13 protein-coding genes are annotated in these 14,047 nt (G+C 45.1%); 8 read left to right on the forward strand and 5 right to left on the reverse strand.

Translation table 11 applies throughout. The features are described from left to right. The first annotated feature begins 57 nt into the window (after positions 1-57). Together NSQ66_RS25390 and NSQ66_RS25395 are read left to right on the forward strand one after the other, a co-directional pair. Complete coding sequence (locus NSQ66_RS25390) at positions 58-249, forward strand: YycC family protein (RefSeq protein ID WP_036685305.1); 192 nt, start codon at positions 58-60, stop codon at positions 247-249. Next, on the forward strand, positions 246-476 hold the full coding sequence (locus NSQ66_RS25395; protein WP_036685307.1) for a hypothetical protein: 231 nt from the start codon (positions 246-248) through the stop codon (positions 474-476). The genes NSQ66_RS25390 and NSQ66_RS25395 overlap by 4 nt, the downstream gene beginning before the upstream one ends. Positions 477-554: 78 nt before the next feature. On the opposite strand, the gene NSQ66_RS25400 is transcribed toward NSQ66_RS25395, so the two are convergent. Together NSQ66_RS25400 and NSQ66_RS25405 are read right to left on the reverse strand one after the other, a co-directional pair. Continuing rightward, entirely contained in the window at positions 555-1,271 is a 717-nt protein-coding gene (locus NSQ66_RS25400) for a DUF2225 domain-containing protein (RefSeq protein ID WP_036685310.1), read from the reverse strand. Positions 1,272-1,307: 36 nt separating this feature from the next. Further along, positions 1,308-1,691, reverse strand: a complete 384-nt coding sequence (locus NSQ66_RS25405) for a globin (protein WP_036685313.1) — start codon at positions 1,689-1,691, stop codon at positions 1,308-1,310. Positions 1,692-2,103: 412 nt separating this feature from the next. On the opposite strand from NSQ66_RS25405, the gene ylbJ reads away from it, so the two are divergent. From ylbJ to NSQ66_RS25425, 4 genes are all read left to right on the forward strand, one after another. Further along, complete coding sequence (gene ylbJ / locus NSQ66_RS25410) at positions 2,104-3,366, forward strand: sporulation integral membrane protein YlbJ (protein WP_036685315.1); 1,263 nt, start codon at positions 2,104-2,106, stop codon at positions 3,364-3,366. A 74-nt stretch (positions 3,367-3,440) separates the two neighbouring features. Then, the gene (locus NSQ66_RS25415) at positions 3,441-4,244 is read left to right on the forward strand and encodes an NAD kinase (protein WP_036685317.1); all 804 of its coding nucleotides are present in this window, start codon (positions 3,441-3,443) and stop codon (positions 4,242-4,244) included. 146 nt (positions 4,245-4,390) lie between these two features. Beyond that, a complete protein-coding gene (locus NSQ66_RS25420; protein ID WP_076099377.1) occupies positions 4,391-5,575 on the forward strand; it encodes a copper amine oxidase N-terminal domain-containing protein in 1,185 nt (394 codons plus the stop codon). 81 nt (positions 5,576-5,656) lie between these two features. Further along, a complete protein-coding gene (locus tag NSQ66_RS25425; RefSeq protein WP_076099378.1) occupies positions 5,657-7,096 on the forward strand; it encodes a S41 family peptidase in 1,440 nt (479 codons plus the stop codon). A gap of 553 nt (positions 7,097-7,649) precedes the next feature. Here NSQ66_RS25425 and NSQ66_RS25430 read toward each other — a convergent pair. Together NSQ66_RS25430 and lipA are read right to left on the reverse strand one after the other, a co-directional pair. Continuing rightward, positions 7,650-8,342, reverse strand: coding sequence for a YutD family protein (locus NSQ66_RS25430; protein WP_081382465.1), 693 nt, complete (start codon positions 8,340-8,342; stop codon positions 7,650-7,652). Between the two features lie 236 nt (positions 8,343-8,578). Then, a complete protein-coding gene (gene lipA / locus NSQ66_RS25435; protein WP_036685320.1) occupies positions 8,579-9,484 on the reverse strand; it encodes a lipoyl synthase in 906 nt (301 codons plus the stop codon). 254 nt (positions 9,485-9,738) lie between these two features. Between lipA and NSQ66_RS25440 the strand changes: the two genes are divergently transcribed. Continuing rightward, entirely contained in the window at positions 9,739-10,839 is a 1,101-nt protein-coding gene (locus tag NSQ66_RS25440; RefSeq protein WP_076099379.1) for a M23 family metallopeptidase, read from the forward strand. A gap of 38 nt (positions 10,840-10,877) precedes the next feature. On the opposite strand, the gene NSQ66_RS25445 is transcribed toward NSQ66_RS25440, so the two are convergent. Beyond that, a complete protein-coding gene (locus NSQ66_RS25445) occupies positions 10,878-12,578 on the reverse strand; it encodes a glycoside hydrolase family 13 protein (RefSeq protein WP_076099380.1) in 1,701 nt (566 codons plus the stop codon). A gap of 122 nt (positions 12,579-12,700) precedes the next feature. Between NSQ66_RS25445 and NSQ66_RS25450 the strand changes: the two genes are divergently transcribed. Continuing rightward, entirely contained in the window at positions 12,701-13,729 is a 1,029-nt protein-coding gene (locus NSQ66_RS25450) for a LacI family DNA-binding transcriptional regulator (RefSeq protein ID WP_076099381.1), read from the forward strand. The last annotated feature ends 318 nt before the right edge of the window (positions 13,730-14,047 follow it).

Genomic DNA, 14,047 nt, shown 5'->3' on the forward strand with positions numbered 1-14,047 from the left:
AAAGTGAATAACGATATCTGAACATTTATAGCCGATAAACTTTAGGAGGGCATCCATATGAAGCCACTACAAATTTCACCGGAAACAGCCATTACGTTATCCAAGCAACTAGGCGTTCCTTTGGAACACTTGATGCATATGCCCCAACATATTTTACTACAAAAAATAGCGGAGCTATCCAAAAAAGAAAATCCCCCACAAACTGAGGGCGAAAATGAAGAGACTCCTTCTGGGAAGGACTCACAATGATTCCATTTAGTCATACCTGGCCTTATGACATCATTCTAGGCGATATGTATGTGCAATACTGTCCATTCTGCAACTCAGAGAATGTGCTTCTGCCTATGAAGCCAAAAGAATTACAAATCGTTCGTGACGGCAAGAAAAAACTGCTCGTCTTCCCCTGCTGCAGCGCCAGTCCTACAGTTATAGATAATGACGGCGATTACCTTTTGTTCGATCGAGCTGTCAGATAAGCAAATCCTAACATTTTCTTTCTACAAAGCGCAGAGGAGAATTTAATTCTCTTCTGCGCTTTTTGTTGTTCGCAAACATTATGAACTTGAAGACAAGCCTTCGATATCAACTTCAACATCTAGAGCCTCAGCACGCATTTGCTCCCGTAAAATAACCCACTGCTCACGTGCCGCTCGAATCATCGCCGCATCCATGATCTTCTGATCATTGATCAGACGGGAGAACCACATTACAGCCACTGAGTATTCTCCGATCCGCCGATTAAGTTCGCCGATCAGGTACATGAGCCGGGCATCATTGCCGGCAATGCCATCTATTTCATAGACCTTAACATACTCGTCCAAAGAATAGCGTAAAAAACGCTTCTCCTGCTCAGTCTCCCCTTGATAGCGATAGAGCCAAGCAATATGATGCAGCAGACTTGCGATAATCCGATCTTTATCGTTAATACTCTGAGCACATAAAAGCGCCAGCTTATAGGTCTCGAGCGCAGTTTCCCAGTCTCGTTTCTCTCCAAAGTCACGGCTCTTCCAGCGTTTTCCTACCTGTTCATTAAATGCCTTACGCTGGCGTTCCGTCAGCTTGTCAGCCGAATTTTCTGTGGAGGCAAACCCGCAATTGGGGCAGACCCGTACAACATAATAATCCGGATTCTCATTTTTATAATACGCGCAGAAATCAGCATCACGCCGAATAGCCTTTTTTAGACTAGGACGTACCCTCGAGGTTGAAAATTCATTTTCACAGTTGCAACACTTGACCTTAATAGAATATAGGGGTATTAACTCTGTCAAGTACTCTCATTCCTTTCAGGATCAACCTGTCCCTTGTTATTCCTGGGGCATGTTAACAAAATGATGTGCAGGACCTGCAAGGCGGCTAAGCACGAATGAACGCAGTGGTTCTTCGACTCCAGTCTCCACCAGTGCCTCTTTCATACATAGTAGCCACTCCTCAGCACGTTCTGGAGTAATAGGAATATGCATATGCCTTGCTCTCATCATGGGATGTCCATGTAATTCCGAATAAAGTGGACCCCCGCCAAAAAACTGTGTCAGGAATTGATATTGCTTCTCCAGAACTGGAGTAATATCTTCAGGGAACAAGGGTCCCAGCTGCGGATGAAGCTGTACCTTGGCATAGAACACTTCCACCAACCGATGTAGTGCTTCAGCCCCCCCTAGATTGTCATATATACTCTCATTTGGATTCATTGAGGTTACCAGCCTTCTTCCATATTAATGAAACGTTACTTATTTTATTATACCAAAGATAAGCATAACACGGATATCCGTCGAAAGTGCTCTCTAAACTACAGAAAAAAGGCGCTAAACTATAGTTCAGCGCCTAAAGAGTAAGGTTAGTAGGTCCTAAATTCCTCATCACCAGGAGGGACGAGAGAGACCCGGATTACATATACAAAAGCACAAACGAGAACTCCGGCTATAACGCTCATCGCCATCACTCCATCCCATTTAATCGTGTAACAGAGGGTGCATTTATTTATTACATAATATCATAATTCCTGCGAAAAAGCACAGATAATTGTAACCGCTTTCTCCATTTTTTTGTGCTGTTTGTCCCTCTTTTTGCATACATCTAACCATAGACCAGGAGGCGTTAATTATGACTTTTAAAAAGATTGGCGGCCCGCTGCTGGGATTCATATTGGCAGGTTGTATGCTGCTTATGTTACTTCATCCTGAAGCATCTCTTGCCGCAGCCTTACGTGGCCTGGCCATCTGGTGGGACGTGCTCTTCCCTTCACTGTTTCCCTTCTTCGTCATTTCTGAAATCATGCTAGGCTTAGGCATTGTCCATCTCTTCGGCGCTTTACTTGATCCACTGATGCGTCCCCTCTTCGGTATACCAGGCAGCGGTGGTTTTGTCGCGGCCATGGGATATGTATCAGGATATCCCGTTGGAGCCAAATTAACCGCTAAGCTGCGGGAGCAGAAGTTGATCAGCAGAATCGAAGGTGAACGCCTTGTAGCATTTACAACCTCCTCCGATCCTATTTTTCTATTAGGGGCGGTATCCGTTGGGTTCTTTCGCGATGCTTCTTTGGGGCTAATATTGGCACTAGCCCACTACGGAAGTGGCTTAATGGTTGGTCTCCTAATGTCATTTCATGGACGCAAGGAACAAAAGACCCCCACCCAAGACCCAACAAAAAGTAGTTCTGACGTCCCCTCTGCTCCAGCAAAACAAGGATTCGGCAGAATACATGCCGCACTCCTTGCGATGTCCGAAGCCCGCCGCAAGGATGGACGTAGCTTCGGGGAGCTGTTAAAAGGAGCGATCCAATCCTCGCTACAGCTTATTATTGTCGTAGGGGGTCTGGTTGTATTCTTCAACGTGCTAATGGAGCTGCTTGCCCGTGCCGGAATCCTGCCCTCACTATTTAGCCTGGCCGGATCTCTCGTCTCCCTTGTTGGAGGGCCTCCCGAATTAGCTCAGGCCTTGATCAGCGGATTATTCGAGGTCACCATAGGTGCCCGTTCTGCTGGTGAAGCCGCTTCTTCCATCCCGCTTCAATTCAAGGTCGCAGCAGCTGCCTTTATTCTCTCTTGGGGCGGATTATCTGTACATGCCCAAGTCGCCAGTATTTTGAACGGTACCGGGCTGCGTTATCTGCCGTTCTTAACTGCGAGACTAATACATGCCGTACTCGCAGCAGGTCTCGTGGTGCTGCTATGGAAGCCTGTGATGGGATCAGGATTGTCTTCTGCCTGGGTCTCTCTGCCAGCCTCCACCGCCTTTACACCTTCAGCCTCTGGTGTCACTGCCAGCCTAGCTCTACTGAGTCTTATACTGGCCGCTGCTCTTCTAGTGTCACTGCTTATTCCTGTCTTTATGGCAATGCTCCGATTGATGCGCCGAAGTTGATTACATATTGTGTTCCGGGGCAAGATTGATTATGATCGGTGTATGACGGAATTATATAAAGGAGCTTGTACATCTTGAGATATTATGTTCTGGACCGCGGTGATGAGCTGTCAATCAAACTTGCCGAGCAATTTCACAAGCTGGCGGCGGAGCGGGATTTGCAACTGGATGCCGAGTCTCCGGAAATCGTCATCTCGATAGGTGGAGACGGCACAATGCTGCACGCTTTTCATACCTTTATCGATCAGATTCCCAACTTAGCCTTTGTAGGTGTGCACACAGGACACCTCGGCTTCTATGCGGACTGGCAAGCAGAAGAGCTGCCCACCTTAATCGATTATATGTGCGGAACCGGTGATTCTGAGCCGCAGAAACCGCGCATTGTGAAATATCCATTAATAGAGCTGGAGATTCACAAAAAATCGGGATCTTCGTCTCACATTGCCCTCAACGAATTTACCCTTAAAGGGGTGGATGGAACTATAATGATCCAAATCGACATCAATGATGTCACCTTCGAAATGTTCCGGGGCGATGGACTTTGTATTTCAACTCCCTCTGGCAGCACCGCTTATAACAAAAGCCTTGGGGGCGCTATGGTTCACCCTTCAATAGAAGCGCTGCAGATTGCCGAAATCGCGTCTATTAACAACCGTGTATTCCGGACAATGGGCTCTCCGCTACTACTGCCGAAGCATCATCATTGTGACATTTTTTCATGTAAAGACCAGCGTTTGCTGCTCACCGTAGATCATAACAACATTCCTGTTGATGACCTGATTTCAGTACGCTGTCAAGTTTCAGACAAAAAAGTCAGCTTTGCAAGGTATCGTCCGTTTCCGTTCTGGAACCGTGTCCGTGAAGCTTTCTTAGTCTGAGATCAGGGGATCAAAAAGCTGGAGATTTCAATATCTCCGGCTATTTTTGGTGTGACAAAACTAACACCAATTGATAGACATAGAGAGAAATCAAATGGTATAATGAGGCTATTTTACAAAGAGTTACATAAAAGGAGAGAGTACTGTTGAAAAAATTATTATCCCTCTTGAGCATAAGTCTTCTGGCCCTGATACTGGCGGTCCCGGCTTTTGCTGCTTCAAAACCGATTGATGTTTATATCAACGGCAGTAAGGTTTCCTTTACCGCAGGAACCCCATACTTAGCGAACAATTCTGTACTTGTCCCTTTCCGGGTCATCTTCGAAAAGCTTGGACTGCAGGTGCTTTGGGATGCCAAGACTGGAACAGTAACAGGTAAAAGTTCAAATCTGGCGATCAGCCTGAAAATTGGCAGCAACCGCGCAACCGTTAACGGAACCGTGAAAAAACTGACCACCGCACCAGTCTCCTCAGCTGGCACTACATACATTCCTTTACGTTTTATCGCAGAGGCAACCGGAGGCACAGCCGTCTGGAATTCAACCAGCAGAAGCGTGCAAATCACCACCCCAGTATCCAAAGATAAGGACGAAGCAGCGATTACAGCATTAATCCGTTTGTCTAATAAATATTTCAATGAAGAAAAAGCAATTAGCTTCTATTCCCTTATGGATTCAGAATCCTCTAATGCGGACTCGGTGGCGGATCTTAATGCATCCTTTGAGATTTTTGACATAAAAAATACTATTGAGAGTTTGGAAATCATTGATATTTCAGACAATGACGCTACTGTCTATACACTGGAAAGCTCTCGCCGGACAGGTGGGGCCTATACGCCAGATACAGAGGACGAATACATGTATACACTTGTCCGCAAGAATGGAAGCTGGAAAATATCATCTGTGGAATCCCAAAGCTCCGTGATACTGCTGTCTCGTGAACAAGCTCTAAAAACAGCAGCTAACATTCCTCAAAATGATGCGGATGCCATCAAAGGTAATATCACCAAATATTATCAAGCTATGAATGAACAAAATTCGGCCGCTGTTCTTTCCACCATGACTTCATACGGAGAAGAATATGATACTTCCCTTAAGGAAGATCTGGAAGATTTCTTTACTTCATACGACGTCATTTATACTCCAAGCGTTTCGAGTATCTACTATTTTAGCGCCAAAGAAGCAGCTATTTATGTAGAAAGCAAAGAGAAGGATGCCAGTGAAGAGGAAACTTTTGAGCAAGGCACGATCTTCATTTTATCCAAGTCGGATAACGGGGTATGGACTACTGATAACACCTACAGCGTTTACTATAAACTTGTGAAATCCTAACAACCATACGTCACAGAAAGTTAATTCGTGCAGTGTATACTTTCTTATCTTATAAATTATATAAAAAGGGCGTATGATTCCATGAAATCCAATAAAGTAATAAGTGCACTTCTAGGCAGCTGTCTGGCTTTATCCCTAACTTTTGCTCCAGTGGTGTCTGCTGCCGATGCCGCTCAGGCATCTACAGATAACCGTGATCTTATCAATGAAGTCATGAATATTCTGGAGAACTATAACCTCTCCGGTGTAGATAAGGATACCTTGATTCGTGGAGCCATTGATGGCATGGTGAACACCCTGGATGATCCCTATAGCCAATACTTCAATACCGAGGAAGCGGCACAATTTGAACATGATGTTGATCTGGAATACGTTGGTATTGGTGTTAGATTGCAATATACCGCAACAGAGCTCTACATCGAAGACATAACACCCGGTTCGCCTGCAGAACAAGCAGGTCTGAAACGCGGCGATACGATAGTCAAAATTAACGGAATCCCCGTTGAAGAGACTGAAGGTGACGAGTTAAGCGGAGCCGCAGGCACCAAGGTCACTCTGCAGGTGCTCCGGAATGGAGTGTCTAAATCATTTCGTGTAACCCGGAATGAAATCAGCTCAACTTCCGTTACCGGAACCATTGTTGGACAGAAGATAGCCTACATCACACTGAGCGGTTTCACACAGAATTCCGATGAAGAATTCGCCGCTATGCTGAAAAAGATGCGCGCAGCAGGTATGAAATCGATGGTGCTTGATTTGCGTGACAACTTAGGCGGCTATATGGATTCGGCATACAACATTACCTCCAATTTTATGGATAAAGGCATTATGATGTATACCTCTGATCAAACCGGAGCACTTACTCCAGTAACGATTACCAGCGGCAGCAAAATAGGCGTACCCGTCGTCATTCTAACGAATGAGTACACTGCCAGCGCTTCTGAGGCGCTTACTGGCGCATTACGTGACAATAAGCTCGCTACCGTCGTAGGCACTCGTTCTTTCGGCAAAGCACGTATTCAGAGCCTGCTTCCAATGTCTAATGGAGACATGCTGAAGCTGACTACACAGAAATACCTAACTCCAAATAAAGAAGACTTTAATCACATCGGGCTTGCACCGGATATTGAGGTTAAAGGCAAAACTGCACAGCTGATTACCGCTCTTCAGATTGCAGGAATGAAAAGTATTGAGGTTTCCGGTGATCATCATATCTTGAACGTCAACGGGGTTGCCTTTGCTGGTAATGTGGGTCTAATAAAGCAAGGAGATAAGACTTATGCTTCTTCGCTCGTATTAGGTGCACTGATCGAAGGCGACATCACATGGGATGCCAAGAACAAAAAAGTCATCGTAACGAACGGGACAGGTAAAGCGACCGGCTTTACATTGTCCTCCAAAGAGGCGCTTTCTCAGAACGGCGAGACCTTCATTGAATTAAATGCCTTTAAGAAGAAGTTCCCTGCGCTTGTATGGAGTTACAATGCAACACAGAAACAATTGAAATTATCTGTAAAATAGATCCTTAATCTCACTAATCATTAAGCTGCTGAATCAAGCACCAATGAGTAAAAACAGGAGTTGTCACCATAAGCCATGAAATGGCCGTTGGGACAACTCCTGTTCTTTGTTTAGTTGGATAATATTTGCACCTACGAAACATCTGTAGCACCTATCGGACATGGATGACCCTAAACGCAATATTAATCCATATTTGTTATGCTATCGGACTCCATAGTCGCTATTGGTATGAAAAACACCATAATTACGCCTCTTTCTAACGAATAGCTTCATTGGAGTCCGAAACCCTGCTCAAAAAGCTGAAAATTCGCAAATAACGGCATCTGGGTCCTTAAGCCTCGGGGGATGATGAAACTGCTGAGTCAAGCAGCCAACGACTAATAGCATAGAGCAACACTGAACAACACACAGCAACACCACAACACTGAGCAACACACCACAACACTGAGCAGCGATCTCCAAGTACCGGGAGAAACGCTGCTCTGCTATTTTTTATAAGAAAAAAAGCTGGCTCATTCGTAGAAGGACTCTACTTATGGTTCAGCTTTCATCATTAAGGTTGTGAATTTTCTATGTTTTGATTGTTCTGGTTGTTTTGATTGTTTTGATTATTCTGGTTGTTTTGAGCGCTTTGAGATTTTGGTGTGTTTTGGGGCTTCTGAGACTGACCTTGTGGCGGTCTGCCTTGGAAATCCTTTTTGGATTTCTTGCCCTGTGAATCCTTGCCCCGGTGATTTCGGCTCTGATGTTCTCTCACAGGTCTATCCTTCGCCATATTGTCCTTAGAAGAAGTCATCTCTTTAAATGCCAATGAGTGATTCGAGCCTTGCTTAGAGGATGTTTCTTTAACAGAGAACTCTTTATCTGCAGCCGCTTCATCACTAGCTTCCCCTTCTTGCTCCAAGGCCTCTTCATCACTCGGCTCTGGTATTTCTTTGATTAAAATATCCTTGAACATGCCTTCCTGTGGTACCTCTTTCAATTTATGCAGCACAAAATAAGCGCAGCCAAAATTGCAGTATTCATTAATATAATCAACCATACCCGAAATCGCTGTATCCCGATTCACCTTAGGATGGTTGTCCCGGTAAAAACCTTTCAAACGTAACTGACTGTAACCCCAGTCACCGATAATATAGTCGTATCTTTCCAGCACCTCGCTATATCTCCCGCGAAACGCCTCCGGATTCCAACCATCCTTATGATCCAACATAAGTTCATAGCCTTTTCCGCCTATTACGATCAAACCTTTTGTCGCCTGCCTTTCTTTGGGTATCGTGGCGTTGATTATGCCGCCATCTATGTGGAATATTGGGCTTTCGGTCGCTGTTCTAGAACCGCTCCTACAGCACCAATATTCCCCTCCGATGACGCAAATCAACGATTTTTATGGGTAACCTAAGAGCAGAGATATCAGAACGCTGTCGCTTCTTCCTCCTCTTACTAACATTCTCCGTGAATTAAACCACAGAAAAGCAATAATTAGCTAGAAGAAACCGCACGCTCCTCGCGAGCTTGAGCTGCAGACTTCACCTGCTCATGCGCATGATAAGAGCTGCGAACTAGCGGGCCTGATTCCACATGGCTGAAGCCACGCTTCATTCCCTCTTCCTTCAACAGTGCAAATTCCTCCGGTGGATAATATTTCTCCACATTTAAGTGTTTTGGAGTGGGTTGCAAATATTGTCCTAAAGTCAATATATCACAATTTACGGCTCGCAAATCATCCATTGCTTGTAAAATCTCATTCCACTCTTCACCGACACCAAGCATGATGCTCGATTTGGTTGGAATATTGGGTTTCATTTCCTTGGCTCTACGCAGCAATTCCAAGGAACGAGGGTACTTCGCTTTAGCCCGTACACGATCTGACATCCGTTCCACGGTCTCAATATTATGATTAAGAATGTCTGGATTACTGTTCATGACAATCTCAAGACTATTCCGGTCTCCTAAAAAGTCTGGAATAAGCACTTCAACACTACATAACGGAAGGCGTTTACGAATCGCCGCTACCGTCTCAGCAAAAATCTGAGCGCCACCATCCGCAAGATCATCGCGGGCCACACTAGTCACCACACAGTGACGAAGATTCATTTTCTCTGCAGCTTCAGCTACACGTTCAGGCTCCTGCAGGTCCAGTTCTGTAGGCATCCCTGTATTCACTGCACAAAAACGGCATGCGCGTGTACAAATATCACCTAAAATCATGAAGGTAGCCGTACGGTTTGCCCAGCATTCATAAATATTCGGACACCTAGCTTCTTCACATACGGTATGTAAAGTTTTGGAACGCATCATGCTTTTGATTTCCTGATAGTTGTCACCGGTAGTTAGCTTAATCTTAATCCAATCCGGTTTAGGTTGCTTTGCTGTTTTATTAGACAAAATGATAAACCCCGCTTCCTCCTGAATGTGATGCTGCAGATGAAAGTTGCTGCCTCATATTATAACATGTGCGATTTACAATTGCCTGTTTTTGTGAAATATGCAGGGTGTATCATCTGGAGTTTCCAGCGAGATTTTTCTGGTACCTTTAGACAAGAACGGATAAAAAGTAGCATTTTGCACCAATCTATAAAAAAGCTTCATCCGAAGTGACTACATTCAATTTAATGCCCGGACAAAAGGAGGCTGTTATCTTGCTGGCCCTATTTAAGAATATTAAAGACCGGAGAACCCTGTTATGCCTGTCCGCGGCCGCTATCCTCTGGGGTGGTTTAAACCTTCCCGTTTCAGCAGCTGTAGCGCGGCCTACAATCCAACCGGTGATGAGCAGCGGGGATCCCGCTAGTGCTAGCAAAGAAGCGCAATGGTCTGGCCGTAGACAGATTTATGAGCAAATGAGCGCAGCTACTGGTATCCCGTGGTTTAGGTTCGCAGCCATTGATCAATATGAGCGCACGCTCGCCAAAAAGGGAGCCTCAGGGCAGCCTGTCTCCACGCGCCTTACAGCCATAAAGATCCCGGCACCGGTATGGGCTGGTCCACTCAATCCGGATCAGGGGGATACTTCCCCGAACTCCATTAGCTTCTTTGATGGTTTTGGCAGTGATGGCTCAGGAGACGGTATAGCTGATCCAGAGAATGATGCGGACGTTCTGTATAGTATGGCTAGACACTTATTGAAGTATGGACAATCCGCTAGTGATTTCAGTATCGGGGTCTGGGAGTATTATCACAATGGCCGTGCCTCGCAGCGCATTACCCAGTTCGCGAAGTTATATGAACATTTTGGACGGCTGGACCTATCCGGCAATGCCTTCCCGCTTCCCTTAAGTAACCTTTATTCTTATCGTAGCACTTGGGGCACTGGAAGAAGCTGGGGCGGAGCACGTATCCATGAAGGAACAGATTTATTTGCACCTCAAGGAGTGCCCGTCCGAAGCACCTGCTTTGGCTTAGTGGAGACAAAAGGCTGGAACCGGTACGGCGGCTGGAGAATCGGGATTCGCGATATCGAGAACCGTTACCATTATTACGCTCATCTATCTGGATATAACAAAACCATTTCTCGCGGAGATATAGTCACCCCCGGTGAGATTATTGGCTGGGTAGGCAGCTCGGGTTACGGCAATCCCGGAACACAAGGGAAATTTCCTCCGCATCTACATTTTGGCATTTACCGCGATCGCGGAATTACCGAATGGGCTTTTGATCCGTTTCCGTTGCTGAAACAATGGGAGAATCAGGAATATAGAGACTTAAAGAACAAAAGAAGCAAAAAAAGTGCCGTAAATTAGAATAAGGTCCCTTTCCTTAGAGAGGGGCCTTTTCTTTTTTAATACAACATCAAACAGCCGAATGGTTCAATGCTGACCGTAAGCTTATTATTATTTTTTAAAATTACTCCAGACAATAAATCAGTTAATTCGTTCTTATCAGCTCGATATGGGCTAAGCTCTAGTTGGTAAGGGTTTGGAGAATTATTGATAATCAGCCCTATCTTCTCGTGCTCCACACCTCGTATATAACCAAGTACATTACGAACTTCATCAGTAAACCAAGGACGGAAGGAGCCTTTGCGCAGAACCTCATGACTTTTTCTCAGAGAAATCAACTGTTGATACCACTTATGCAGCACTGCATTCTGAGCTTGTTCTTGCCATATCATAGCTTTTCTACAGTGGGGGTCCGTCGCCCCTTCCATCCCAACCTCATCCCCGTAATAGATCATTGGAATGCCGATATAGGTCATCTGGAAAAAAACAGCCAGCATCATACGTTCAACAGCGGTACCCAAGCGGTCCCAACCACGCCCACCTTCTTTACACGCTGTAAGAAACCGCAGGGTATCATGGCTGCCAAGCAACTGAAACATAGCCGAATTCGCATGGTCATTATACAACGCCTCCTGATGGAGCAATTGCTCCATAAAGCGAACTGGCCCCGTCGATTGTTCCGCAAAAAATTCTAATACTGCATCACGAAGCACATAATTCATTCCTCCATCGAACTGATCCCCTCTAAGCCATGGCCCAGAAGCATGCATAATCTCACCGATCAGCAGGATTTCAGGATATTCAGATTTGAGTTCTTGCCGAAACCGGGACCAAAAACGCGGATTAACTTCATTGGCCACATCCAGACGCCAGCCGTCAATCCCTGTCTCGCGCACCCAATACTTCGCAACCTCAATCATGTAATTCGCCGTATCCGGATTGTCCATGTTCAGCTTTGGCATATGCGCTTCAGCTTTGGCAAACGTTTCATAATTGGGTACAGGGGTCTGCGTAACCGGAAAGGAATGAATGAAGAACCAATCTTTATACGGAGATTGCTCTCCTTTTGCCAACACATCCTTAAACGCGAAAAAGCGGTCTCCCGAATGATTAAACACAGCATCTAAAATCACTTTGATTCCATGCCTGTGCGCCTGGCTGACCAGTGCCTTCAATCCTTCCGTATCCCCAAATACTGGATCAACCTTATAGTAATCGGAGGTATTATATTTATGTTCTGAAGGAGACTCAAATACAGGCGTCATATAAACAACGTTTACTCCTAACTGTTGCAGGTAGGGCATTTTGTCAGAGATGCCTTGTAAGGTTCCTTCGTTATAACTGCTGGGATAGATTTGATAGGTTACTGCATCCATGCTCCATGAAGGTAACTTCAACGCCTCAGAATGATGGAGATATGCATATTGAAAAGAACCCGCACGTTCCCGGTTCTCCGACGCCCCTCTCTCTCCATACCAGACATATTCACCAGCAGGATTAGTTACATGGAATAGATATCTGCATTTTTTAGTAGGGGTCTCAATGACCGCTTCATGTATCTCATAAACACCTGCCGACCCAATCCGCTCCATCTGCAAAGGAACTTCATGCCCCGGAGAATCATAACGGTCTGAGTAGATGACGGTACAGGATAATTGCTGTCCAGCTTGCGTGAACAGTCTGAGCTTCAAGATGCCCGTACCCATAGGATAGGCAAACGGATCTTCACTTGTATGATATAAAAACCATGTATGAGGCATAACTTCTAAACTCCTTTTTATGCTTTTATCGTTAAATCTATAAGACTCTTTGTGATTAGAGAGACTGCTAAATTTGTGTTATTATGGTTACAAATACCGTTCCGGATTATGAGGGGAAGACAATGAAAGTAACCATTTCTGATATTGCCAAAGCAGCCAATGTGGCTAAATCTACCGTATCCAAAGTATTAAACGATTCCCCAAAAATATCACAGGAAACGAAACACAAAGTTCGCGAAATTATGAAGCAAATGAACTATACACCAAGTAGTATCGCTACCGGATTAGCCAGACAAAGCAGCTGTAATATTGGTCTCCTGGTCGATATGTCCAAGGAAAGTGAATTTCTAAACCAGTTTTTCTACAACATCATCGGTGGAATAGAAAGTGTAATTGCGCCTTTAAAATACGAGCTGACTATTTCCAATGTACAGCATAGTAGTCCGGAAGGACATTTTCTAAATAGACTTGTATTCAGCAAACGTGTCGACGGAATCATAGCGAATAACTCCGTACTAACGGAAGAGCTTTGCGAAGAACTAAACCGCTTGGAGTTTCCCTACATCTCCATCGGCGAAATTATGACTCCCGGAAGCTGGGTTGATTTCGATAATGAAGCAGGCGGCAGCATGCTGACCTCACATTTAATAAAGCAGGGGTACTCCAAAATAGCCTTCATAGGCGGGCAGCAGCAGGAAAAGATTTATACCCATCGTCTGAGTGGATATTTGCAAGCATTGCAGCAAGCAGATCTTGCCGATCAGCAGCAATGGATTATCAATTGTAAGGCTGATGAACATGAGAGCTATCTTGCTGCACTTGAGCTTCTACAGAGCGAAGATCGACCAGACTCCGTAGTATGCATGAACAGCTATGTTGCCTTCGGGGTGCTTCAAGCTGCAAAATCACTGGATATTCATGTTCCCTCACAGCTCGGCATTGCCGCATTTGATGAATATCCTCTGTCCCGTTACACTACGCCTCCTCTAACCTCGCTAAATATCGACACCTTCCAGCTGGGGGTATCTTCAGGCGAGCTGCTGATGCAACGCATTCGTAATAACAACATACCCTCTAGGCATTTGCTTCTCGAGCCAGAACTCATTCCTCGTGAGTCAACTATGAGATCGCAGTTCCCGGCGGGAACGTAGTGAAGAGGCGGGAAGCTTGGTTGCGCTTGTATAGCTGACTGAACATTATTGCGCTGAGTGCTATTTCGGTTTGATTGTCTTGAGTAACTAACTGAGCTTGATTGAGCTTGTGTAGTTGACTGAACTTTATTGCGCTGCGTGCTGATTCGGCTTGATTGTCTGGAGTAACTGCTTTAGCTTGATCGAATTTGAGTAGCTAAAATGGCTACATCGGATTTAATTGCATTTTGTGCAATAGAAATCCTTATAGGATGGGTAACATTCGATTTAATTGCACTTTGTACAGTCAAAACTCATAAAATCGGTAAAAAACAGCCT

It is taken from the genome of Paenibacillus sp. FSL H3-0329 (genome assembly GCF_037963285.1).
GTDB classification, from domain to species: Bacteria; Bacillota; Bacilli; order Paenibacillales; family Paenibacillaceae; genus Paenibacillus_AQ; species Paenibacillus_AQ odorifer.

Excerpts from the sequence above, each read along its gene's own strand:
- NSQ66_RS25405 (WP_036685313.1), bottom strand. The coding sequence starts at position 1,691 with ATGAATCCAAATGAGAGTATATATGACAATCTAGGGGGGGCTGAAGCA.
- NSQ66_RS25450 (WP_076099381.1), top strand. The coding sequence starts at position 12,701 with ATGAAAGTAACCATTTCTGATATTGCCAAAGCAGCCAATGTGGCTAAA.
- NSQ66_RS25445 (WP_076099380.1), bottom strand. The coding sequence starts at position 12,578 with ATGCCTCATACATGGTTTTTATATCATACAAGTGAAGATCCGTTTGCC.
- NSQ66_RS25425 (WP_076099378.1), top strand. The coding sequence starts at position 5,657 with ATGAAATCCAATAAAGTAATAAGTGCACTTCTAGGCAGCTGTCTGGCT.
- ylbJ (WP_036685315.1), top strand. The coding sequence starts at position 2,104 with ATGACTTTTAAAAAGATTGGCGGCCCGCTGCTGGGATTCATATTGGCA.
- NSQ66_RS25390 (WP_036685305.1), top strand. The coding sequence starts at position 58 with ATGAAGCCACTACAAATTTCACCGGAAACAGCCATTACGTTATCCAAG.
- NSQ66_RS25395 (WP_036685307.1), top strand. The coding sequence starts at position 246 with ATGATTCCATTTAGTCATACCTGGCCTTATGACATCATTCTAGGCGAT.